We start from the raw sequence: 24,129 nt of genomic DNA, 5'->3' as shown, positions 1-24,129 counted from the left end.
TCATTAACCCTTTACAAACGAGCGGTCACCGATTAAAATGTGAAAGGATGTTTTGAAAGCTCAAATTGAATTTTTGCAGCGTCACTCTTGGATAACCCATAAAAAGCAGTGGATTTCAGCAGTGTCTGAAGGCCAACTGTATAAGGAGAAAAAATATGAACCCCGTATCACCTCTCTTTGAGAAGATTGATTCTTCCATCGAAAAAAAAGTTGATTTATTTCAAAATGATTTTGCCCGTTATTGCTTGCGTGCAGTCTTTGCCTGTCTCTTTTTAGGTTTAGGAACTGCTGTGGCATTTTACATTGCAATGAACGGTGAAGCCATCGCCCCAGGACTTGGCAAAATGCTGTATGCCTTTATGTTCAGCTGGTCGTTGGTGATGATTTTATATATGAATGCTGAGCTGGGCACCTCCAACATGTTGTATATGACTGTTGGGGTCTTTCGTAAAAAGATTTCAGCTTCTTTAGCATTAAAAATTCTCTTTACTTGTATTTTCTTTAATCTGATTGGCGGTGTAATCGTCGGCTTTTTAGTGGCGCAAACAGGACCCTTCCAACACTTAGCCAGCGACAGCTATTTCTTCCATTCAATTTCATCTAAATTAGGCAAAGAAACGATTCAAATTATTGTAGAAGGAATTTTTGCGAATATCGTCGTAAACACAGCCGTGTTAATCAGTATGCGGATGAAAGACGACGCCGGTAAATTAGGCGCCATCATCTTTATTATCTTTATCTTTGCTTATTTGGGCTATGAACACGTTATCGCCAACTTCCCGGCCTTTAGCTTGGCTATCTTCACTTCTGGTGGCGTTTTAGAAAACCTTTCAGTGGTTAATGTGCTCCACAACCTGATTTTCGCTTTAATCGGTAATTATATCGGTGGCGGATTGGTGATGGGCTTAGGCTTTGCCTGGTTGAATAAATCAAAAACCAATTATTTAGATTAATTTAGTTAAGACTTGGAGCTTGCCCCAAGTCTTTTTTTCGTTCACTCTGTTGACTTTTTGACATCTTAAGGAGGCAATTTTATTGGAAAAACTTGTTTTTGAAACAGACGAGACACAAGCCTTACCGATGGCTAAGTATATGAAAAATTTATTTCCCTTTGCCGGTGTCGCTGCGCCGAAACGAAAAAAGCTGGAAGGGCCTTTTTTAAAGGCCAGTAAAAAATTGACTAATCAAGAATTGCTGATACTGATTGCTGAAACATACCGACAAGAGGAACGGGAATATCAGTATTATGCCATTGATTTAGCTTTAGCTAATTTGAAGCGACTAACAGTTGCTGATTTAAAAACGCTGCTGCCCTTATTAGCTGAAAAAACTTGGTGGGACAGCATCGATGCTTGGCGGAAAGTCTATGGAGATTTGGGCAAAGCCAATCTTGCTGAGCTAGAGCTGATTTTTAGCTGGTTTTACAAACATGAAAATTTCTGGTATCGTCGAGTGGGGATTAACCTACAGCTGCTGTATAAGGGGCAAACAAACTTAACATTATTAACGCAGGCGATACTGGCGGATCAAGCAACAGATGAATTTTTTATCCAAAAAGCGATCGGCTGGTCTTTGCGGGATCTCAGTAAGACCAATCCTCAGTGGGTCCGCAATTTTTTGACCGAGCAGCAATTGAGTCCCTTGGCTGTCCGAGAAGGCAGCAAATACTTAAAATAAAATTTGAGACATAAAAGGAGAACATATTTCCGTGACACGAAAACTTTTTGCATTTGATATTGACGGCACCTTGCTTAACAGCCAAAAACAACCCCTCGACAGCACCAGAGAAGCCTTAGCTGAACTGCGCCGCCAAGGCCACCTGGTTTTGGTTGCCACTGGCCGCAGCCGCTATTTGGCTCAAAATGTGATTCGTGATTTAGGCTTCACGAATTATATTATCTGCAATGGCGCTGGAGCCTTTTTAGATCATCAACAGATTTACAAACATCTGCTGGATCAAGAGGCGTTGGAGCGTTTAGTCCAATTTATGTCGGAAAAAGAAATCGGCACTTCCTTTGTCGGCTTGGACGAAAGCCGCAGCTACCAAATCTTCAATCCGGCTGAAATGGAAGCTGCGATGAATTCCTTTGGATCGACGATACCGGAACTTGCGCCGGATTATTTAAAAAATGGCGAAATCTATCAAGCCTTAGCTTTTTATGAAACAGCTCGGGACGGCGAATTTGACGCATTATTTCCAGAATTTCGCTTTGTCCGTTGGCATCCATATAGTGTCGACATCGTGCCGAAGACTGGCTCGAAGGCGCAAACGATTGCTTACATGGCGGAGCGTTTAGGGATTGCTCCGGCTGATGTGATTGCCTTTGGCGACGGCAATAACGACAAAGAAATGTTAAAGGCCGCTGGCGTTGGCGTGGCGATGGGAAATGCCGATGAAGAGGTACAGGCGGTAGCTGATTTGGTGACGGCAACAAATGATGACGACGGCATTGCTAAAGCGTTGAAAACTTTAGCGTTACTATAAAACATCACTGCTAGAAACTTCCAATAAAATGAAAATGCTACTTGAGAAATTTTGACTCAGGTAGCCTTTTTTTGTTTAAGAAAGTTCAAACATATCGAAAAACGATAAATAAATATTGAAAATCATGATAAACTGGCTTTACAATTTAATTGAGGTGAGTAAATGAAATTCAAATATCTAGTTTTAAATTTAGCCTTGGTCTTAGTAGGAACAGTGGCGGCACTTTTTTGTGGGCTGTTGTCTGTGCAAGTATTTACTGGCGGCGCAATTCAAGCGCCTGTTTCAACCGGCTTACTGCTGGTTAGCCTGTATCTTAGTTTTTTTGCTGGCGTCTATGTTCTAATCAAGCTGCATCAAGTCCTGCAGCTGATTCAAGCTGATGCAGCTTTTACAGAAAAAATTATTCCATTGGTTCAAAAAATTCGGCGGGGGATTTTGACTGTCAGCTGCCTGTTTTTAGGCAGCCTGCCTTTTTTCTACCAAGCAGCGCAAAGTGAAGATGCCCCGGGTCTTGTACTGATTGGCGTTGGCATAGCAGCGATTCCCTTTGTCATTTATCTGTTTTCTGCCATTGCTGAAGAATTGTTTTTAAAGGCTTTGAGCTTGAAGACAGAGCAAGACTTTACGATATGAGGTGACTGACATGGCAATTCAAGTAAACCTCGATGTAATGTTGGCGAAAAGAAAAATGAGTGTCACAGAATTATCAGAAGCGGTGGGAATAACGATGGCCAATCTTTCTATTTTGAAAAATGGTAAAGCTAAGGCGATTCGTTTCAGTACTTTAGAAAAGTTATGTGAAGTTTTAGAGTGTCAGCCGGGGGATTTGTTGGAATACAACAAGTGACTCTTGCGACGTTTGCGCGTTTTCAACGTGGCTGTAGTTTTTACCAAAATCTTTCTTTTATCCACAAAAACTACTATAATAGGGAAAGGTGAAAAAGGGACAGCGGTTCTTTTTTCAATTATCAAATGAGGATGGTTTCGCTATTTTTTATGAAGCATTTCGTTTGAAGGAGAAGGGGAAGCATTTTGCGAATCTTATTTATTGGTGATGTCGTCGGCGCACTTGGCCGCCAGACGTTAACCACCTATCTACCCAAATTAAAACAAAAATATCATCCACAGGTAACGATTGCCAACGGAGAAAATGCGGCGTCAGGTCGGGGCATTACGGAAAAAATTTATAAAAAATTTTTACAAGACGGCGTCGATGTGGTGACTTTGGGTAATCACACTTGGGACAATAAAAATATTTTTGAATTCATTGATAGTGCTAAAAAGATGGTGCGACCAGCCAATTTTCCTGAAGCGGTGCCCGGCATGGGTATGGTGTTTGTCAATGTCAACGGCGTGGAATTAGCTGTTATGAATTTGCAGGCCCGTTCTTTTATGGTGGATTTAGATGACCCTTTTAAAAAGGCTCAGGAATTAGTCGCAGAAGCCCGCAAACGGACCTCCTTGATTTTTCTTGATTTCCACGGAGAAACGACCAGTGAAAAACAAGCGATGGGCTGGTTTTTAGATGGCAAAATTTCTGCGTTAGTTGGAACCCACACCCATGTGCAAACTAATGATGCCCGCATTTTACCAAAGGGCACAGCCTTCTTGAGTGATGTCGGCATGACCGGTCCTTATGATGCCATTTTAGGCATGAAAAAAGAACCAATTATTGAAAAATTTCTGACGGCCCTACCACAACGTTTTGAAGTAGTCGAAGAGGGCCGCAGCATAATGGGCTGTTGTGTGATTGATTTAGACGACAACACCGGTAAAGCGAAAAAAATTACCCCAATCCAAATTTCTGAGGACCATCCTTTTACAGAATAATGGAGAGAAAGAAGTTTAAATGTTAGAAGACAAAGCCCTGCAAGCAGAGTTAGATAAGTTGACGACCCTGATTGAGGAAAACGAAATTATCATCCGCTTTCGTCAAATTGAAAAACGGGTCAATGATAACCAGCAGCTAGCCAAGCTGGTGGAAGAGATTAAAGAAGCACAAAAAGCTGCCGTTCAATACGAACACTATGATAAGCCAGAAGCTAAAAGACAGGCGCTCGCTTTAGCCGATCAGCTAACAGCGGAGTTTGACAATCATCCCCTGGTGATTGCCTACCGGGAGCAATTGGTGGAGGCTAATGATTTATTGCAGCACTTAACCCATAAAATTCAAAAATCCGTCAATGATGCTCTCGAGGAGTCAGCGGAATAAAAATAGAAATGAAGGAGTTTTTTGAATGCCTCAAAAAACGAAAAATACTCCGATGATGGAACAATACCTAAGCATCAAGGCTCAATACCAGGATGCTTTTTTGTTCTACCGTTTAGGAGATTTTTACGAAATGTTTTACGAAGATGCCGTTAAAGGTGCCCAGATTTTGGAATTAACCCTGACTAGCCGCAATCGCAATGCCGATGATCCAATCCCCATGTGCGGTGTGCCTTATCACTCGGCCCAAGGCTATATTGATACTTTAGTGGCTCAAGGGTATAAAGTTGCCATCTGTGAACAGATGGAGGACCCTAAAGAAGCTAAAGGCATGGTCAAACGGGAAGTCGTGCAGCTGATTACACCGGGAACAGTCATGGACAGCAAGGAATTAAATGCCAAAGAAAATAATTTTCTGACGGCCGTCATTTATGAAGCGGCCAGCGGCTATGGCTTTGCCTATGCAGATTTAACTACCGGAGAATTAAAAACCGCTTTTCTAAAAGATGAGGAAAGTGTTATCAATGAAGCCAGTGCTTTGCAAACCAAAGAAATTGTTCTAGGCTCAGAAATTCCGGAAAAATTAGAGCAGGATTTAACCAATCGATTAAATTTGATTTTTTCGAAGCAATTAGAGACTGTCGACAATGCTGAATTATCTTTTTTAACAGCAGATTTAACGCAAGCCTTAGAAAAAGAGGTGACGGGTAAATTGCTGACCTATCTGTCTTTAACGCAAAAGCGCAGTTTAGGGCATTTACAAAAAGCAGTAGAGTATCAGCCGGATCATTATTTAAAAATGGATTTTTACTCCAAGTTTAATTTGGAATTAAGCCAAGCTATTCGCAGCGGCAAAAAACAAGGGACCTTACTCTGGCTGCTGGATGAAACGAAAACGGCAATGGGGGGCCGGCTCTTAAAACAATGGCTGGATCGGCCCTTGATTCAAGAGAAACAAATTTTCAGCCGCCAAGAAATGGTTCAGTCGTTAATCAGCGCCTTTTTCGAACGGGCTGATTTGCAACAAGCCCTGACGAAGGTTTATGATTTAGAACGCTTAGCTGGCAGAGTCGCCTTTGGCAGCGTGAATGGCCGTGATTTATTGCAACTAAAAACCTCATTGGAACAAATTCCTAAAGTTCGCCTGCTGCTAGAAGGCATCAACCAAGGGGAGTGGAATGATTTGTTAGTGTCATTGACCCCGATGGATGATTTAGTGGACTTGATTGATCAAGCTATCAATGAAGATGCACCGCTGCAGATTACCGAAGGAAATATTATTAAAGATGGCTTCAACGAGCAATTGGATCAATATCGGGAAGCGATGACCAATGGCAAAACCTGGCTGGCAGAATTAGAGGCAAAAGAACGACAAGAAACTGGCATTAAAAATTTGAAAATCGGCTTCAATCGGGTCTTTGGGTATTATATTGAAATTACCAAGTCGAATTTAGCCAATTTAGAAGAGGGCAAATACGACCGCAAACAGACCTTAGCCAATGCTGAACGCTTTATCACGCCGGAATTGAAACGGTTAGAAACAATTATTTTAGAAGCCGAAGAAAAATCAACGGATTTAGAATATCAAATTTTTACCGCTGTCAGAGAAGAAGTCAAAAAAGAAATTCAGCGCCTACAAAAGCTAGCCAAAGCTGTTAGTTCAGTAGATGTGCTGCAAAGCTTTGCGACCATCTCAGAGCGCTATCAATATGTACGCCCTACTTTAAAGAGTGCTTCGCAAAAAGTTGCCATTGTCGATGGCCGCCATCCAGTGGTCGAAAAAGTTTTAGGGCATCAAGAATATATTCCAAACAGCGTCTTGATGAATCCCGAGGAAATGATTTTATTAATTACCGGACCTAATATGTCCGGTAAAAGTACCTATATGCGTCAATTAGCCTTAACCGTAATCATGGCGCAGATGGGCTGCTTTGTACCGGCGGAATCAGCTGAGCTGCCGATTTTCGACCGGATTTTCACCCGGATTGGTGCCAGCGATGATTTAATCGCCGGCCAGAGTACCTTTATGGTGGAAATGATGGAGGCCAATCAAGCGTTGCGCCATGCTACGCCGAATAGTTTAATTTTATTTGACGAGTTGGGACGGGGAACGGCGACTTATGACGGGATGGCGTTGGCCCAAGCCATCATCGAATATATTCATAAAAATGTGCGGGCGAAAACTTTATTTTCAACCCATTATCATGAGTTGACCGCCCTGGATGAAAAATTGCCGCAACTGAAAAATGTCCATGTCGGGGCGGTGGAAAAAGATGGCGATGTCGTCTTCTTGCATAAGATGATGGATGGTCCTGCTGATAAAAGCTACGGAATCCATGTGGCTAAAATTGCCGGGATGCCTCAAGAATTGTTGAGTCGAGCGGCGACCATTTTGACGGCTTTAGAGTCAGAGGAAAAGCCGACGATAGCGCCAGTTAAGGCGGCAGAGGACGGTCCGATTCAGATGGATTTATTCAGTGAAGTCTCTACAGAAGAATTAGGTGTTTTAGATAGTCTGAAAAAAATCAATCTGCTGGAAATGACCCCGATGGAAGCCCTCAATAAATTATTTGAGCTGCAAAAAAGAATTTAAATTTACAGAGGAGGCTGTGACATTAGTTAAAACAGAGCCGGATTTTTCGAACGGTATCTAGTGAAAATCACTAAATATTGTTAATTTGCGATTCGGACCTACTGGACCGCAGGAGCAAATATAATATAGTTCGGGATTTCATCTGTTAAAAAGACTACTGTCACAGGCTCTCTTACTAAGAAAAGAGGAATTGCGATGGCTAAGATTCAAGAACTTTCGGAAAGCTTAGCAAATCAAATTGCGGCTGGCGAAGTGGTGGAACGGCCGGCCTCAGTCGTCAAGGAATTGGTGGAAAATGCAATTGACGCCGGTAGCAGCCAAATTGATATTTTAGTGGAGGAAGCTGGCTTGAAATTAATTCAAATCACCGATAACGGCGAAGGGATTGCCGATGAAGATGTGGAGAATGCTTTTAAGCGTCACGCCACCAGTAAAATTCATAGCCGTGATGATTTATTTCGCATCCGTACGCTAGGGTTTCGCGGCGAGGCATTGCCGAGTATCGCCTCTGTTTCTGAGTTGACGATTGAAACGGCGGTGGCCGATAGCCCAGAAGGCAGTTTTGTAAAATTAAAAGGCGGCCGGATTGAAGAACACCGGCCAGCGCCTCTGCGGCAGGGGACCAAAATTTCAGTCAGTAATTTATTTTTTAATACACCCGCCCGATTAAAATATGTTAAATCTCTGCAGACGGAATTAGCTAACATCGGCGACATTGTCAATCGCCTAGCCTTAAGCCATCCGCAGATTGCCTTTCGCCTAGTTCATGACGGCAATAAAATGCTAGCAACCACTGGCAACGGTGATTTAAAACAAGCGATAGCCGGTATTTATGGCATGACGACAGCCCGTAAAATGTTAGCCATCGAAGCGGAAGATTTAGATTTTCAAGTGAAGGGCTTTGTTTCGCTGCCGGAAGTCACCAGAGCCGGCCGAAATTATTTGTCGACGATTATTAACGGCCGCTACATTCGCAATTACGCTTTAAATAAAGCAATTGTTAATGGTTATGGTTCGAAATTAATGGTGGGGCGTTTTCCGATTGCAGTAATCGAAGTGACGATGGACCCTTTGTTAGTCGATGTCAATGTCCACCCCACCAAACAAGAGGTACGGCTGTCTAAAGAAAAGGAATTGACCGATTTAATTTCTGGAGCCATTAGAGAAGCGCTGCAGGAGGTTAATTTAATTCCCAGCGCAGCTGACAATCTGCGTTTCAAGAAAAAAGTAACGGATCAACCAAAATCAGAACAAATTGAGATGGAGCTATCGGCAACCCCCGACAGCCGTCCCAATAGCAAACCAAGTTCTTTGGCCTATGACCCGGCGACGGGCAGTTTTTATGTTAAACAACCTGCGCCTGCTGAATTCGCGGAAAGCTCTAGCGAAAATCCTAATGAAGCTTCTAGTGAAAGCTCTGAAGCCTATCGGCAGTCACCAGAAATTGCTGAAAATTATCCGCCTTCAGATTATCAAATTTTCGATAACGGCGTGACGCAGGAGACTGGTGGGAAAGTGCCAACCTCAGATGAGGGCCACTTTGAAAATTCTGCTGAACAACCGCTGCCGCAAGAAGAACAAGCTAGCATTAATGCTGATGATAAATTGACAGCAGATGAATCTGCTGCTGAAGTTGACGAAGAAGTGTATCAAGAGGATTTGAAGCTGCATCCTGAATTTGATTTTGCTCAGCAGGACAGTAGTCGTTTGTTGGACCAAACGATTCAACGGTTGGAAAAAGAAGCAACCTTGGCAAGCGGCTTTCCGATGCTGGAATATTTTGGTCAGATGCACGGTACCTATCTATTTGCCCAAAGCAAGGCCGGCCTTTACATTATTGATCAGCACGCCGCCCAAGAACGGATTAAATATGAATATTATCGGGAAAAAATTGGTGAGGTGTCTAATGACCAGCAGGAATTGTTGATTCCTTTTGTTTTAGATTATCCCAATAGTGATGCCCTCAAGCTAAAAGAAAAGCTGACTGTCTTAGCCGATGTAGGCATTGAGTTGGAAGAGTTTGGCCAAAATAGTTTTATCGTGCGGGCTCATCCGACTTGGTATCCCGCCGGTGAAGAAGAAAGTATTATCAGAGAAATGATTGATATGCTTTTATTAACGGGGGCCGTCAGTGTCAAAAAGTTTCGGGAGGCGACAGCTATTATGATGAGCTGTAAAAGATCAATCAAAGCCAACCACTATTTAAACGAAGCCCAAGCACGGGTCTTATTACGGGATTTAGCAGAATGCCAAAATCCCTATAATTGTCCCCACGGCCGACCAGTTTTAATTCATTTTACCAATTCAGATATGGAACGGATGTTTAAACGCATTCAAGATCCTCATTAATAAGGAGTTTTACTATGGATATTATATTAGCATCCCAATCCCCCCGGCGCAGAGAATTATTAGCTTGGCTAGTGCCGGCCTTTTCAGTGATGCCGGCTGACATTGATGAAGAAGTCAAAGATCAATATGCACCGGTTGATTACGTAAAAAAAATGGCGGCGGATAAAGCTGCGGTAATTGCGTCAGAACATTCTGATGCCTTAGTGATTGCCAGTGACACGATTGTGGTAATCGACAATCAGATTTTAGGCAAACCCGTTGACCGGGCGGCTGGCTTTGCTATGCTGAGACAATTAAGCGGTCGGACTCACGATGTGTATACAGCGGTGACTATGCGCCAAGGCGATAAAATTTTTCATGAATTAGCGACGGCCAAAGTTACTTTTTATGAATTAACAGATCAAGAAATCAATCGCTATTTGGACACTGGTGATTATGCAGATAAGGCAGGTGCCTATGGTATTCAAAGCTTAGCAGGAACTTTTGTTAAAAAAATTGATGGTGATTATTACAGCATTGTCGGTTTTCCGATTGGTGTTGTCCAGAAAATGCTTAATCAATTTAACTAAAAAAATGGCTCGTTGCGTGGTTAGCGCAACGAGCCATTTTTTATCTTTAGCTATTGATTTCTGCTTCGCCTAATTCTTCGCCGGCTGTGACAGTACCGACTTCGGTTAAGACTAAACGTTCAATTTTTTCAGCATTGGTTAAGGCAACGACAATTTCAGTTTTCTTACCGGCCGCTTCAACAGCTTCCCGATTCATAACTGCGACTTTTGTTGCTGGGGTGACAGTGTCGCCCTCAGATACTAAAATTTCAAAGGGTTCGCCGTTTAATTCAACGGTGTCTAAGCCCATGTGCAGTAAAACTTCGGCGCCTGTTTCAGTTAAAATACCAATGGCATGTTTTGTGCCAAAGATAGAAGTAATTTTCCCCTTGACTGGAGCGTATACATCGTCATCAGTTGGTTGAATGGCATAACCATCCCCCATCATTTTTTGTCCAAAGACAGGGTCAGCAACTTCGGCCATCGGAATAATTTTACCAGAAGCTGGCGCATAAAGAATTTCCGCTGCTGTTTCAGAGCTGGTTGGCATGCTAGCGGTAAAGTTGGTAGCATTTGGATTGCTGCCGTTTGCACCAGCGCCAGCCGTTGCTAATTCATCGACATACAGCTCACCAGTTTTTTCATCGACAGGATCAAGTTTATTGAAGATTCCTTGACGACGGAAGAAGAGTGTTAGAGCAATTGGAACAACAACGGCAATCAGCATTGCGATGGCAAAGGCAATCATTCCGCCGCCTTCCGTTGTATTAATCGCCAAAATTCCTGGCAGCCCGCCGACACCGATGGAGTTGGCCCGGACGCCCATTAAAGTCGCAAACATTCCCGCTAAAGCAGAACCTGTCATGGCAGCGACAAATGGATAAACGTATTTCAAGTTAATCCCAAACATTGCTGGTTCAGTTACTCCTAGATAACAAGAAATTGTTGCTGGAATTGAAATTTGTTCTTCTTTTTTATTGCCCCGGTGAGCGAAAATAATCGCCAAGACCGCAGAACCTTGCGCAATATTTGATAAAGCAATCATTGGCCAGAGATTGGTCGTACCAAAATCAGCTACTAATTGCATATCGATGGCGTTGGTCATGTGATGCAAACCAGTGATAACTAACGGTGCATATAAGAAACCAAAGACTGCTCCGAAAAGCCAATTCAATGAAGAAGTCAGGCCAGCGTTGACGATACTTGAAATCCATGAGCCAATTGTCCAACCGATTGGCCCTAAAATAACGTGGGCCGCCAAAATAGTTGGGAGCAATGAAAGCAACGGTACAAAAATCATCGAAATCGCCTGTGGAATATGTTTTCTAAAGAATATTTCCAGATAAGCCAAGAGGAACCCAGCGAGCATTGCCGGAATAACTTGTGCTTGATAGCCAATCATTTGAATTTGGGCAAAACCGAAATCCCAAACAGGAATATCAGCCGCAGCTGTGCTGGCAACAGAATAAGCATTTAATAATTGCGGTGAAACTAAAGTAATCCCTAAAACAATTCCTAAGATTTGCGTGGTGCCCATCTTCTTAGCGATACTCCAAGTGATACCAACAGGCAAGAAGTGGAAAATGGCTTCCCCTGGTAACCATAAGAAACTATTAACGCCCGCCCAAAATTGGGAGTGTTCGACAATCGTACCGCCTAATGAGTCAAAAGAAATTCCTTCTAAAACATTTCGGAAACCTAAAATTAGCCCCCCGACGATAATTGCCGGAATAATTGGTGTGAAAATTTCTGCCAACACACTAATTGCCCGCTGGACCGGATTTAAATTTTGTTTAGCAGCAACTTTTCCTTGTTCTTTAGAAACCCCTTCGATACCGGAAATTTCTTTAAAATCATTGTAGAAAACGGAAACATCATTTCCGATGATTACTTGGAATTGTCCAGCGTTGGTGAACATCCCTTTAACTGAGTCAATTTCTTCAATGGCGTCTTTGTCTGCCTTGGCAGGATCGTTTAAAACAAAACGCATCCGGGTTGCGCAATGGGTGACAGCGGCAATGTTTTCTTTCCCTCCGACTTCCTTTAGCAACTTCTCAGCATCTACTTGATACTTTCCCATGTTCTTGGCTCCTTTCAAAAATAGCTTGTATAAGCAAGTTGTCTTGATGGATTTATAATAGCATCCGTAAAGAGAATAAGCAAGCGTTTTCCGCGAAATTGTTTTTGCGGTTAAAAATTGCGGCTGATACTTCTAAATAACGTTGCTTATATTAAAAAAGCTATTCAATTGTTAATCTAATAAATTGTTAAGCGTTTTCAAAAAAAGTTTTAATCACGAAATTTTAGAAAAAATAGCCTAACAAGTGTTTTTGATAAAATTTAACTGCTCCCCTTGAAAAAGTTTACATTTCAATTTATAATCGAATTAACTTGTATATACATGAAAGGTGATAAAATGAAAAACTTAACCATCACAGAAATCGACGAGCAATTTATTTTGACACTGGCGACAGACAAATATGTTTTTTCAACTGATAGTCCAGCAAGCGATATTCTTGCTTCTATAAAAGATTCACAGATGACTTCAGCAATAGAAGTGATTTATCTTGAGTTAACAAATAAGTTGGGGACACTCCAAACTAAAGCTAAATCATTAGCTAAGGAATTATCAGAGACCTTAAATGTTCCGTTAGTTTTTGTCAGTCAGCAAGAGGAAACAGAAGATGTCTGGCAGTTTAACTATTATGATTTGAAACAAGGGAAAGAAGAATATTCAATCGAATCAATGCTGACTGTCGGCAATGGCTTTATCGGGCTGCGGGGGACGACGCCGGAGATGACCATCAGTGATGATTTTTATCCAGCGACTTATTTAGCTGGCGTTTATAATGAAACTAAATCAGTTGTCGAGGGTCAAGAAATTACCAATGAAGATTTGGTGAATGTCCAAAGCATGCAGGGCTTGTCCTTTGCAATTGATGGCGAAGTTTTTAATTTTACTCAAGGCAAAATTTTGGAAATGGAGCGCACGTTGGCATTAAACAGCGGTCTATTCATCAGCCGCATGATTTATCAAAATCAAAAGGGTCAGCAAGTTTTAGTCACCACTGAAAAAATTGTCAGCATGGCACAGCGTAATCTTTATAGCCTACGCTATCAAGTCACACCGCTTAATTTTTCTGGCGAAATTACGATTTTTGCTGAAGGCAATGGCGCCATTTTTAATTATAATGTGGCCCGTTACCGCAGCTTGAATCAACAGCACTTAGAAATTGACGAGATCAGCGGGACAGGGACTAACGCAAAAATTATTGCCCACACTAGTGATTCTAATATTACAATTAGCCAAGAAAGTAAATTGCAAAGTTATCCTGAGACAACATGGGAGACAGCTATTTTAGAAAAAAAAATCCAGCAGACTGCCAAATTCACAGCAGCTCAAGGGGAAACCGTGACTGTTGAGAAAACCGTTTTTGTCGAAATTTCGACCGCTAAAAAAATTCAGCAGCCAACAGAATTTCCTAACTTTTCTGAGGTCTTCCAAGCTTCAAAAAAAGCTTGGGAAAAATTATGGGAGCAAGCCGATATCAAAGTGGCGGGGGACTATATGTCGCAAAAACTATTGCGGCTGCACACCTTCCATCTACTGGCTTCTGCTTCGCCACTCTCTGCCAAGGAAATTGACGCCTCGGTGACTGCTCGCGGCCTACACGGTGAAGCTTATCGTGGCCATATTTTTTGGGATGAATTATTTATTTTGCCGTTTTATATTATGCATTTTCCAATTGCTGCAAAACAATTGCTGCAATACCGCTATGACCGTTTACCGGAAGCTAAAAAATTGGCGGAACAGGCCGGCTATCAAGGAGCGATGTTCCCGTGGCAGTCTGGTTTAACCGGTGATGAGCAATCACAGGAAATTCATTTAAATCCAGTCAGCGGTGATTGGGATGAAGACCACAGTCGCTTGCAGCGGCATGTTTCTCTAGCCGTGGCCTATAATTTTTGGCTGTATTATCAAAATACGCTGGACCGAGAATTTATGACAGAAATGGGGCTTGAGATGCTGCTGGAAATTGCGAAATTCTGGCTAAAGATTGCCGAAAAAGATCATGATGGCCGTTATAATATTAATGGCGTGATGGGTCCAGATGAATTCCATGAGGCTTATCCAGATCAAGAAACTGGTGGTCTAAACAATAATGCCTACACCAATATGACGGTGGTCTGGCTCTTTGAAGAAATCGCAAAACTTTTTGCGGAAATGCCGGCTGCAGCAGTGGCGGAGATTCGCCAGAAAACTAATTTTTCAGCTGCAGACAGTAAACAAATGGAAGAAATTTGTCACGGATTGAATTTAGAAATTAACGAAGCGGGGATTATCGCTCAATTCGCGAATTATTTTGAACTAAAGGAAGTCGATTGGGATTATTACCGGGAGAAATACGGCAATATTTATCGAATGGACCGAATTTTGCGAGCTGAAGGGGAATCAGCTGATGATTATCAAGTAGCCAAACAGGCGGATACCTTGATGACTTTTTATAATTTTAGTAAGGAACGAATTGATCAAATATTAGCAGATTTAGGGTATAATTTACCAGAGGATTACTTAGAAAAAAATCTGGATTATTATTTAGCCCGCACCTCCCACGGCTCGACCTTGTCGCGGGTAGTCCATGCGCAACTGGCGGAAATCATTGATAATCAAGATTTAGCTTGGCAGCTATACCAGGAGGCTTTGTATTCAGATTATCGGGATATTCAAGGGGGCACCACCGCTGAAGGAATTCACGCCGGTGTGATGGCGGCGACTTTGTATATCACGTTAACCACCTTTGCGGGGCTGGATATTCGCCAAGATAAATTAATCCTGCAACCAAAATTACCAAAGGGTTGGCAAGAACTACAATTCAAAGTTAAACGGCGGGGGATTCATTTCAGTATCGCCATCTGCAAAGAGACCACGGCAATCTTAGCCGACCAGGACGTTGAAATTGAGTTCAACGGGAAACAAATTTTCTTAACCGGCAATCAAGCGACAACCCTTGATTGTCTAGCAATGACTAATTAATATTGGAGGAATACTCGTGAAAAAAGGTTTTGTATTTGATTTAGACGGCGTGATTACTGATACAGCCAAGTACCATTACATCGCTTGGAAAAATTTGGCGGATAAAATCGGCATTTCAATTGACTTAGAGTTCAATGAACAATTAAAGGGTATCAGCCGCATGGATTCTTTAAATCGGATTTTGGCTCATGGTGGCAAAGAAAATGAGTTTACTGAAGCGGAAAAAGCTGAACTAGCAGCAGAAAAAAATACCGAGTACGTTGCATTATTACAGGGCTTAACCGAAAAAGATTTATTGCCTGGAGTGGCTGAATTTTTAGCTGAGGCTCAAAAATTACAGGTGCCGAGTGCGATTGCTTCGGCTTCTAAAAATGCGCCATTTATTTTAGAAAAATTAGGCGTTGCCGCTGATTTTGTGGGCATCGTTGACCCAAACACTTTGAAAAAAGGCAAACCAGATCCAGAAATCTTTATCCGGGCGGCTGAAATTTTAAATATTCAGCCTGAAGAAGCGATTGGCTTTGAAGATGCTCCGGCTGGTATTGAAGGGATTAAAAAAGCCGGCATGTTTGCTGTCGGTGTGTTGGCTAGCGAACCTTTGGCAGGTGCAGATATTACTGTGCACCGTTTAGATGAATTATCAATTCCAGACTTGCTGAAAAAATAGGGAAAGGAGCTGCGGGGATGAATAAGTTCAATGAAATATTTTTAGACTTGGAAAAAAAGATTTTAGCCGGCGATTATCCCCCACAAAGCCTGCTCCCTAGTGAAAATCAGCTGATTAAAATCTATGGCGTCTCCCGTGAAACGATACGTAAGGCGCTGACCCTGCTAACCAACGCCGGTTATATTCAAAAAAAGCAGGGCAAGGGTTCGATTGTTTTAGATATGAATCGCTTTGATTTTCCAATTTCCGGTCTGACCAGCTTTAAAGAGCTGCAGGAAAGCCAACACATCCCCAATGAAACGATTGTCGTGGAATTAGGCGAGGTATTAGTTCGCCAAAAATTGGCAGATGTGACTGGCTGGCCCAAGGGAGCTGAGGCGTGGAAATTAATTCGCCAAAGAAAAATCGGCGGAGAAGCAGTTATTTTAGACCGGGATTTTCTTTTAAAAGAAGCAATCCCACAGTTGCCGAAGGAACGGGCGCAGGATTCAATTTATGAATATTTTGAAAATGAATTGAATTTGGACATTGCTTATGCCCAAAAAGAAATCACCGTTGAGCCTGCTAATGAAGAAATGCAGGAGCTGATGGATTTAGGTGAGGATACCCATGTGGTGATTGTCCGCAGTTTAGTTTTCTTAGAGGACACTCGCTGTTTTGAATATACCGAGTCGATTCACCGTTTAGATAAGTTTCGTTTTGTCGAATTTGCCAGACGCCGCAAGGGCTGAGCATATGGTTCGCAATTTTTTCTGATTGGCATTATGATAAGCCCATCTAAGGCTTCCAGAAAGAGATGATTAAAATGAAAAAAGAAGAATTAGACCAAGCGAAACTTAAAGAAGAACTATCAGATATTTCTTATGCAGTCACCCAAGAAAACGCAACGGAACGACCATTCACTGGTCAATATGATGACTTTTATGAAAAAGGCATCTACGTCGATATCGTCAGCGGTGAACCTCTATTTAGTTCAACCGATAAATACGATGCCGGTTGCGGCTGGCCGGCCTTCAGCAAGCCGATTGTCAAAAAAGGCGTCAAAGAAAAGGCTGACTTCACCCATGGTATGCATCGTGTAGAAGTCCGTAGCCAAGAAGGCGACTCCCATTTGGGTCACGTCTTTAATGATGGTCCAGTCGATCAAGGCGGTTTGCGCTATTGCATCAATTCCGCAGCTTTAAAATTTATTCCTGCTGACAAAATGGCGGCAGAAGGCTACGGCGAGTATTTAGATTTAGTTGGATAAGGTGTTAAACTGTCAGAGATACATTCTCTGACAGTTTTTTTGCAAAAATAGGTAATTTTCCTGCCTTGATAACCCACTCCAAACTAACTGCGTTTTATGCTACAATAAAAAGCGAACGTATGTACTAGCAAATGGAAATTTAGTTAGCAGTAGGAAGGACAAAATATGTACGAATATTTAAATGGTGTGGTGACGTATATCAGCCCACTGTATTTAGTTGTGGAAAATCAAGGAATCGGTTATCAGATTGCGATGGGTAATCCTTATCGTTATAGTAGTCAGCTGGATAATCAGGTGAAAATTTATCTGCACCAGGTTATTAGAGAGGATGCTCAGTTATTATATGGTTTTGAAAATCTGGAAGAAAAGCAGCTGTTTTTAAAATTGATTAGCGTCTCTGGGATTGGTCCGAAAAGTGCGCTGGCTATTTTAGCCAATGATAATCACAGTGGCTTGATTCAAGCGATTGAAGCTGACGACGTGACTTATCTGACGAAGTTTCCTGGGGTTGGTAAGAAAACCGCTCAGCAAATGATTTTAGATTTGAAGGGGAAGCTTGGAGAGTTAGTTGCTGATTTTCCGGTTGAAAAAATTCCGACAGCCGTTCATGCAGCCGATTCTGCTTTAACGGAGGCGTTGGAAGCTTTGGCCGCATTGGGCTATAGCGAAAAAGAGGTTAAGCGAGTAGCAAAATTATTGCCGGAGACTGCTGGACAAACCACTGACCAGTATCTACGGGAAGCTTTGAAATTACTTATGAAAAAATAAAAGGAAGGGAGCGGCATAGATGGATGAACGAATTGTATCGCCAAATACAAATGACAAAGAAGAAATCATTGAAAAATCTCTGCGGCCACAATTTTTAGCCCAGTATATCGGCCAAGATAAAGTAAAGCAGGAATTGACGATTTACATTGAAGCGGCGAAAAATCGCGAAGAGGCATTAGATCATGTGTTGCTGTATGGTCCGCCGGGATTAGGGAAAACTACGATGGCGATGGTGATTGCCAATGAAATGGCTGTTAATATTCGCACCACTAGCGGGCCGGCAATTGAACGCCCGGGAGATTTAATTGCAATTTTAAATGAATTACAGCCGGGGGATGTTTTATTTATCGATGAAATTCATCGTCTGCCTCGGGTTGCAGAAGAAATGCTTTATTCTGCGATGGAGGATTTTTATGTGGATATTATGGTTGGGCAAGGTACGACGGCTCACCCAGTGCATTTTCCGCTGCCACCGTTTACTTTAATCGGTGCGACCACACGGGCTGGCATGTTGTCAGCACCTTTGCGGGATCGCTTCGGAATTATTTGTCATATGGAATATTATGAAGATGCGGATTTAAAAGAAATTGTCCTGCGTTCGGCTGATATTTTTCAAACAGAAATTGTCGAAGAGGGCGCCTATGAAATTGCCCGCCGCTCCCGGGGCACCCCGCGGATTGCCAACCGTTTATTAAAACGAGTGCGGGACTTTGCTCAGGTGCAAGGTGACGGTGTTATTCATCGGAATATTGCTGATCAAGCACTGACCCTTCTACAAGTGGATCAAGCGGGCTTGGATTATGTTGACCAAAAATTATTGAAAACCATGATAGAATTATATGGCGGTGGTCCGGTGGGGCTAAGCACGTTGGCGGTGAATATCGGCGAGGAAATGGAAACCGTTGAAGATATGTACGAGCCCTTCTTGATTCAAAAAGGTTTTTTACGCCGCACGCCTCGAGGTCGAGTCGTAACGGATTTTGCTTATCTGCATTTTGGCTTGCAGGCCAATTCTTAAAACATAGGAGGCTTTATGGTGACTGCGACGAAACAAGACTTGGCCAAGGCATTATTAAAATTAGCCCAAGCAGAACCCTTTAAAAAAATCAGTGTCCAAAAATTGACTGAGGCTGCCGGGATTAACCGGCAAACCTTTTATTACCATTTTTCAGATAAGAATCAGCTGCTGCGCTGGGTCTATCAAGAGGACTCGCTGCATTTTTTAGATGCTGCTGAGGTGAATATTGATAATTGGGAAGAACAAGCCTTAAAGATGCTGACAGCGATGAACAGCAATCAAAATTTTTATCAGCATACGGTTAAAGATAATGCTGAGATTTTGGTGCAGGAATTTATCACCGTGATTCATCAGCTCTTTATTAAACTGTTTGAAAATATGGATGTCGAACATGAGCTGTCTGTTGAAGACAAGCAGTTTTATGCCCGGTTTTTCTCCTATGGCTGTTCCGGTATTTTGACCAGCTGGATTTTAGAAGGCTTTCAGGAAACGCCGTTAGAAATTTCTGTGCAGCTGTTTCGTTTGGCTAAGGATACTGAATTTTTCTCCTATCGGCTGTATGCCAAAGAACAATCTGATGAAAAGTGGGGGTCTATATGAAGGTAATTTTTGTCTGTCTCGGCAATATCTGCCGTTCACCAATGGCTGAGGCCGTTTTTCGCCAAAAGGTGGTAGAAGCGGGCTTAGAAGATAAAATTGAAATTGATTCAGCAGCTACCAGCAGCTGGGAGGCCGGTAACAGGCCTCATTCTGGCACGCAAAAGGAATTGCAAAAACACGGGATTGATTATTCAGGGATTGTCTCTCGTAAAATCACAGCCGCTGACTTTGCTGAGGCCGATTTTATCATCGGTATGGATGACATGAATTTGGCGGATTTGGCTGAGTTGAGTCAGCCAGAGTTTCAAGATAAAATCTTTGCGATGCTGAGTGTTGTTCCCGGAAAGGAAGGACAAGCGATTGCCGATCCTTATTATACTGGGAATTTCCAACTGACTTACCAATTAATTGAAGAAGCTAGTGAAAAGTGGTTGGAAAAAATCCAAAAACAATTATAAAAAGCGTTTTAATGGGGCTTTAACCCAAAAATAAATAGTGAATATTGAAAATATGCATTTTTTTTGGTAAAATATAAGAGTGTTGCCTTTGTTTAAGGAGGTTGTTTTGATGGCCAATAAAGAAAAACCGAAAAAGAAATTAGCCATGCTCTTGTCTAAAAGTAAGCTGAGCGCTTTTTTAGATGAGTCAGTCAGTCAAGCTGAACAAGAAGTAGCCCAGGAGAACATTGTGCGCCAATTACAATTGGCGGCCTCACAAAAAAGTACCGTGGTGCTGCGCTTGCAAGAGGATAACTCTGACATTTTTGAAACGGTCTCTGGGTGGGTGGCCAGCAAAACTGTCGGAAAAGAACATGTGATGTTAAAAGTTGCTGGCGATCAGCAGCAGATTCGGATGATTCCGATTCCCCATATCAAAAAAATCAGCATGCTCTCCCCAAATGGTGAGCGGCATAAAGCGTCAAAATGAAATAGGTAAATTGGTTAAAAAAAAGTGTTGCTAGAAGCTCTTTAAAAGAGACTTTCAGCAACACTTTTTTTGCCTAGAATGGATAAATTCTTCTTGGGTAACTTGCTTTTTACTTTCTAAAAAACTACTAAAAAACCGCCAAGCAAGGCTTTAGCAACCTGACTTGGCGGGAATTTTTTTGATTAGTTATTACTTAAATCCTCACCATTTGTAGCGATGACTTTTTGGTACCAGTCAAAGGATTTTTTCTTAGAGCGGTCCAGTGTGCCTTGGCCTTCATCATCTAAATCAACATAGACAAAGCCATAGCGTTTGCTCATTTCCCCTGTGGAAGCACTGACTAAGTCGATACAGCCCCAAGGAGTGTAGCCGATTAAATCAACGCCGTCTTCAATCGCTTCAGCCATGGCTGCGATATGACGTTGCAGGTAATCAATCCGGTAATCGTCAACGATTGAGCCGTCTGCTTCAATTTTATCATAAGCGCCTAAGCCATTTTCAACGATAAAACAAGGAACTTGATAGCGATTGTAGATTTCATTTAAGGCAATGCGCATGCCTTCAGGGTCAATTTGCCAACCCCAGTCGCTGGCTTCCAAGAAAGGATTTTTGACGCCGCCTAAAAGATTGCCGGCTACTTGAGCGTTGTCTTCAGAAACGATATCGACAACAGCTGACATGTAATAGCTAAAGCCAACATAATCAACAGTATGTTCTTTAATCAAAGCAAAGTCTTGATCTTCGACTTCTAAATCCGCCCATGTGATGCCGTGTTCTTTAAAGAAACGATTGGTGAAGGCTGAATATTTACCTCGGACTTGCACATCCGCACAGTAGAAGTTAAATTCTTGATTTTGTTTAATCGTTGCCATTTGGTTAATTGGATTTGAATCCATGCTGTAAGTAGTTGCGTAGATAATCATACAGCCGATTTGCAAATCAGGATTTAATTCATGGCCAATTTTGACCGCTTTGGCACTGGCAACAAATTGATTGTGCCAGCCTTGGATGATGCTCTTGAAATCTTTGGCGCCGGTTTTATTAATCAAGCCTTGGCTTAAAACAGGAGCGTGGAAGGAAGAATTGATTTCATTGAAGGTCATCCAGTATTTTACTTTGCTGTGGAAACGAGTTAAAACAGTGTTAGCATATCTTTCGTAAAAATCAATCAATTGGCGATTTTTCCAGCCGCCGTAAGTCGTCGCTAAGTTTAAAGGCATTTCATAATGGGAAATTGTGATAACCGGTTCGATATTGTATTTCAAGCATTCATCGATTAATTCATCGTAAAATTTCAAACCTGCTTCGTTAGGCTCCATTTCATCCCCTTGAGGGAAAATTCGTGACCAAGCGATAGAGAAACGGTAGCATTTGAAGCCCATTTCTGCAAACAAAGCGATATCTTCTTTAAAACGATCATAGTGGTCAATACCCCGGTGGTTGGGATAAGTATATTTGCTTTCGTCGATACTCCAGTCAAAGTCGTCGCTGGCTAAGATGGCTAAACGCTCTTTGCCTCCAGGCATTGCGTCAGCAACAGATAAGCCTTTGCCGTCGCGGTCAAACGCGCCTTCTAATTGATTGGCAGCCGTTGCGCCGCCCCATAGGAAATTCTCTGGAAATTTTGACATTGATTGACACTCCAATTCTTTATATTTATTTTACTGTAAACAGTAATTGGTCCCCAAAATCGATATCGCCGGTGGTTTTAGATTGGACAACATCTAAATAATCCGCCGAGTTTGTGACTATCACCATTGTAACAGTATTTAAGCCACTTTCGGAAATTTTATCTTGATCAAAAGTCACTAATAAATCGCCAGCTTCAACATGGTCGCCGACTTTAACGGCTGCCTCAAAGTATTTGCCGCCAAGGGTTACAGTATCAATCCCAACGTGAATTAAAATTTCAGCGCCATCATCAGCAACAATTCCAATGGCATGTTTAGAATCAGGTAACACGGTAATTTCACCGGCAACTGGTGCAACAACTTTGCCTTCGCTAGGTTCAATCGCAATTCCCTTACCCATAATCCCAGATGAAAAAGTTTGATCAGGTACTGTTTCTAGTGGCACGATATTGCCTTTTAAAGGCGCAACGATAAATAAATCATCGGCTAATTCAGTCGCTGTTTTAGCAGCTGGTTCAGTTGTAACGCCATCTTCATCTTCGACATCTTCGAAGCCAAAGACAAGAGTTAAAACAAATGGCAGAACAATTGCCAAAGCAAAGCAGCTGATGGCAACAATCAAATTGGTTAAGCTTGAGCTATCAGAGAAGACCGGAAGAGCGAAGAGACCGATAATTCCAGAAAGTCCAAAAGCACTTAAAGTGAAGTAGCCGCCAACACCGCCTAAAATGGCGGCAGAAATCATCGCAAAATAAAATGGTTTTTTGACCTTCATATTAATCCCGTACATCGCCGGTTCAGTAATCCCAAAAATGGCGGAAAGACCAGCAGAAAAAGCTAATTGACGGAAGGCTTTATTTTTCGTGCGAATCCCAACGGCAAAAGCAGCGCCGCCTTGTGCAGCATTACTGATTAACATTGCTGGTTGGACCATTGAATCGAAACCAAAAGAAGAAATACTTTGAACGACAACTGGTGTAAAGGCGTAATGCATGCCAGTCATAATAATTAACGGCATAAATCCAGCTAGTAAAGCACCAGCTAATGGACCAGCCACGTTAAACAACCAAACGAAGAAGTTGGCGATGACTTGACCAACGTTAGTGCCTAATGGTCCCACAACCCAAAGAGTGATAGGCACGGTGATTAATAGCGTAATCATCGGTGTAAACATAAAAGTTAAGGTATCAGGCATAATTTTCTTAACGCCCTGATGGACATATTTCAATAGAATAACTGCTAAAATAATTGGGATAACACTAGAGGAATAATTAACGACCGGTAAAGCAAGGCCGAAGAAATCAAAGCTAGCCGCTTCAGTAATTCCTCGTGCAGCATCTAAGAAAGTCGGATACATCATGGCACCGGCAATCGCAAGAGCCAAAAATTCACTGGTTTTCAGTTTACGGGCAGCTGTCACCGCTAAGAAAAATGGCAGGAAGAAAAAGACGCCATCGCCAATCGCATACAAAACTGAATAGGTTTCACTAGTATCAGACAACCAACCTAAAACGACAAACAGTGAAGTGAAACCTTTTAATAAACCAGCACCCGCTAAGGCTGGAATAATCGGTGTGAAAATACCCGACATGGTATCCATCACTAAAGATAAAATACCCTGTTTTTGACCGGATTTGGCTCCGTCGCCAGAACCGCCGCCGACAATTTTATCGACTTCTTCAAAGGCATCGCCAACTCGATTGCCGATGACAACTTGAAATTGGTCGCCGGAAAATTGCGCCCCCATGACACCGTCGATTTTTTTGATTTCATCAATTTTGACTGCATCTTTGTCGTTTAAGTTAAAACGCAAACGGGTAACGCAGTTCCAAGCAGTGGCAACATTTTCTTTGCCGCCGACATTTTTAATTACATCTTTTGCTAAATCTTGATAATTTACTGCCATTATCTTTTCTCCTTTAAACATGACTTTATATAGTAAAAGGCGCGCGCCCTTATTACTCGTTTTTGAATAAAAAAATACCCAAATAAATTGCGACTGACAGCCTAAGCTTGTGCAGCAACAATTTTATTTGGGTAATGCCTGATC

Annotated in this window: 22 protein-coding genes; 19 read left to right on the top strand and 3 right to left on the bottom strand. The window is 42.1% G+C overall.

Going from position 1 to position 24,129, the window contains the following annotated elements:
* The first annotated feature begins 155 nt into the window (after positions 1-155).
* The 10 genes from ACYSNU_RS10000 (at position 156) to ACYSNU_RS09955 (ending at position 10,205) form a co-directional block, all read left to right on the top strand.
* Positions 156-953 carry a formate/nitrite transporter family protein gene (locus tag ACYSNU_RS10000; RefSeq protein WP_265456376.1) on the top strand — a complete coding sequence of 266 codons (798 nt, stop codon included), beginning with the start codon at positions 156-158 and terminating at the stop codon, positions 951-953.
* Positions 954-1,035: 82 nt separating this feature from the next.
* Positions 1,036-1,677 (top strand): DNA alkylation repair protein, encoded by a 642-nt coding sequence (locus ACYSNU_RS09995; RefSeq protein WP_461737076.1) that lies wholly within the window; start codon positions 1,036-1,038, stop codon positions 1,675-1,677.
* A gap of 31 nt (positions 1,678-1,708) precedes the next feature.
* Positions 1,709-2,485 (top strand): HAD family hydrolase, encoded by a 777-nt coding sequence (locus ACYSNU_RS09990; RefSeq protein WP_461737075.1) that lies wholly within the window; start codon positions 1,709-1,711, stop codon positions 2,483-2,485.
* Positions 2,486-2,647: 162 nt separating this feature from the next.
* The gene (locus tag ACYSNU_RS09985; RefSeq protein ID WP_461737074.1) at positions 2,648-3,118 is read left to right on the top strand and encodes a DUF2975 domain-containing protein; all 471 of its coding nucleotides are present in this window, start codon (positions 2,648-2,650) and stop codon (positions 3,116-3,118) included.
* Between the two features lie 10 nt (positions 3,119-3,128).
* Positions 3,129-3,332, top strand: a complete 204-nt coding sequence (locus tag ACYSNU_RS09980; protein WP_461737073.1) for a helix-turn-helix domain-containing protein — start codon at positions 3,129-3,131, stop codon at positions 3,330-3,332.
* A gap of 185 nt (positions 3,333-3,517) precedes the next feature.
* On the top strand, positions 3,518-4,315 hold the full coding sequence (locus ACYSNU_RS09975; protein ID WP_461737072.1) for a TIGR00282 family metallophosphoesterase: 798 nt from the start codon (positions 3,518-3,520) through the stop codon (positions 4,313-4,315).
* A 19-nt stretch (positions 4,316-4,334) separates the two neighbouring features.
* Entirely contained in the window at positions 4,335-4,697 is a 363-nt protein-coding gene (locus tag ACYSNU_RS09970) for a YlbF family regulator (RefSeq protein WP_461737071.1), read from the top strand.
* Between the two features lie 25 nt (positions 4,698-4,722).
* On the top strand, positions 4,723-7,287 hold the full coding sequence (gene mutS / locus ACYSNU_RS09965) for a DNA mismatch repair protein MutS (RefSeq protein WP_461737070.1): 2,565 nt from the start codon (positions 4,723-4,725) through the stop codon (positions 7,285-7,287).
* Between the two features lie 195 nt (positions 7,288-7,482).
* On the top strand, positions 7,483-9,636 hold the full coding sequence (gene mutL / locus ACYSNU_RS09960; RefSeq protein WP_461737069.1) for a DNA mismatch repair endonuclease MutL: 2,154 nt from the start codon (positions 7,483-7,485) through the stop codon (positions 9,634-9,636).
* A 14-nt stretch (positions 9,637-9,650) separates the two neighbouring features.
* Complete coding sequence (locus ACYSNU_RS09955) at positions 9,651-10,205, top strand: Maf family protein (protein ID WP_461737068.1); 555 nt, start codon at positions 9,651-9,653, stop codon at positions 10,203-10,205.
* A gap of 46 nt (positions 10,206-10,251) precedes the next feature.
* On the opposite strand, the gene treP is transcribed toward ACYSNU_RS09955, so the two are convergent.
* Positions 10,252-12,264, bottom strand: a complete 2,013-nt coding sequence (gene treP, locus ACYSNU_RS09950; RefSeq protein ID WP_461737067.1) for a PTS system trehalose-specific EIIBC component — start codon at positions 12,262-12,264, stop codon at positions 10,252-10,254.
* A gap of 336 nt (positions 12,265-12,600) precedes the next feature.
* On the opposite strand from treP, the gene ACYSNU_RS09945 reads away from it, so the two are divergent.
* From ACYSNU_RS09945 to ACYSNU_RS09905, 9 genes are all read left to right on the top strand, one after another.
* Entirely contained in the window at positions 12,601-15,219 is a 2,619-nt protein-coding gene (locus ACYSNU_RS09945; RefSeq protein ID WP_461737066.1) for a glycoside hydrolase family 65 protein, read from the top strand.
* Positions 15,220-15,235: 16 nt separating this feature from the next.
* A complete protein-coding gene (gene pgmB, locus ACYSNU_RS09940; protein WP_461737065.1) occupies positions 15,236-15,886 on the top strand; it encodes a beta-phosphoglucomutase in 651 nt (216 codons plus the stop codon).
* A 17-nt stretch (positions 15,887-15,903) separates the two neighbouring features.
* A complete protein-coding gene (gene treR, locus ACYSNU_RS09935) occupies positions 15,904-16,617 on the top strand; it encodes a trehalose operon repressor (protein WP_265456356.1) in 714 nt (237 codons plus the stop codon).
* Positions 16,618-16,691: 74 nt separating this feature from the next.
* The gene (msrB, locus tag ACYSNU_RS09930; protein WP_265456354.1) at positions 16,692-17,135 is read left to right on the top strand and encodes a peptide-methionine (R)-S-oxide reductase MsrB; all 444 of its coding nucleotides are present in this window, start codon (positions 16,692-16,694) and stop codon (positions 17,133-17,135) included.
* Positions 17,136-17,300: 165 nt separating this feature from the next.
* Positions 17,301-17,903, top strand: coding sequence for a Holliday junction branch migration protein RuvA (gene ruvA / locus ACYSNU_RS09925; RefSeq protein ID WP_461737064.1), 603 nt, complete (start codon positions 17,301-17,303; stop codon positions 17,901-17,903).
* A 19-nt stretch (positions 17,904-17,922) separates the two neighbouring features.
* Entirely contained in the window at positions 17,923-18,921 is a 999-nt protein-coding gene (gene ruvB, locus ACYSNU_RS09920; RefSeq protein WP_461737063.1) for a Holliday junction branch migration DNA helicase RuvB, read from the top strand.
* A gap of 15 nt (positions 18,922-18,936) precedes the next feature.
* Positions 18,937-19,521, top strand: coding sequence for a TetR/AcrR family transcriptional regulator (locus tag ACYSNU_RS09915; protein WP_461737062.1), 585 nt, complete (start codon positions 18,937-18,939; stop codon positions 19,519-19,521).
* Positions 19,518-19,979: a low molecular weight protein-tyrosine-phosphatase gene (locus ACYSNU_RS09910; protein WP_461737061.1), complete on the top strand. Its 462-nt coding sequence runs from the start codon at positions 19,518-19,520 to the stop codon at positions 19,977-19,979. Before ACYSNU_RS09915 ends, ACYSNU_RS09910 begins: the two co-directional genes overlap by 4 nt.
* A 109-nt stretch (positions 19,980-20,088) precedes the next feature.
* Positions 20,089-20,448, top strand: coding sequence for a hypothetical protein (locus tag ACYSNU_RS09905; protein ID WP_461737060.1), 360 nt, complete (start codon positions 20,089-20,091; stop codon positions 20,446-20,448).
* A gap of 182 nt (positions 20,449-20,630) precedes the next feature.
* Here the strand turns inward: ACYSNU_RS09905 and ACYSNU_RS09900 are convergent, their stop codons facing one another.
* Positions 20,631-22,079 (bottom strand): glycoside hydrolase family 1 protein, encoded by a 1,449-nt coding sequence (locus ACYSNU_RS09900; RefSeq protein ID WP_461737059.1) that lies wholly within the window; start codon positions 22,077-22,079, stop codon positions 20,631-20,633.
* A gap of 25 nt (positions 22,080-22,104) precedes the next feature.
* Positions 22,105-23,985: a beta-glucoside-specific PTS transporter subunit IIABC gene (locus ACYSNU_RS09895; RefSeq protein WP_461737058.1), complete on the bottom strand. Its 1,881-nt coding sequence runs from the start codon at positions 23,983-23,985 to the stop codon at positions 22,105-22,107.
* Between the last annotated feature and the right edge of the window lie 144 nt (positions 23,986-24,129).

The sequence above is a fragment of the Enterococcus sp. LJL120 genome, assembly GCF_054871765.1.
Note: the sequence above shows the minus strand (reverse complement) of the source record. Positions and strands in the feature narration are given on the sequence as shown.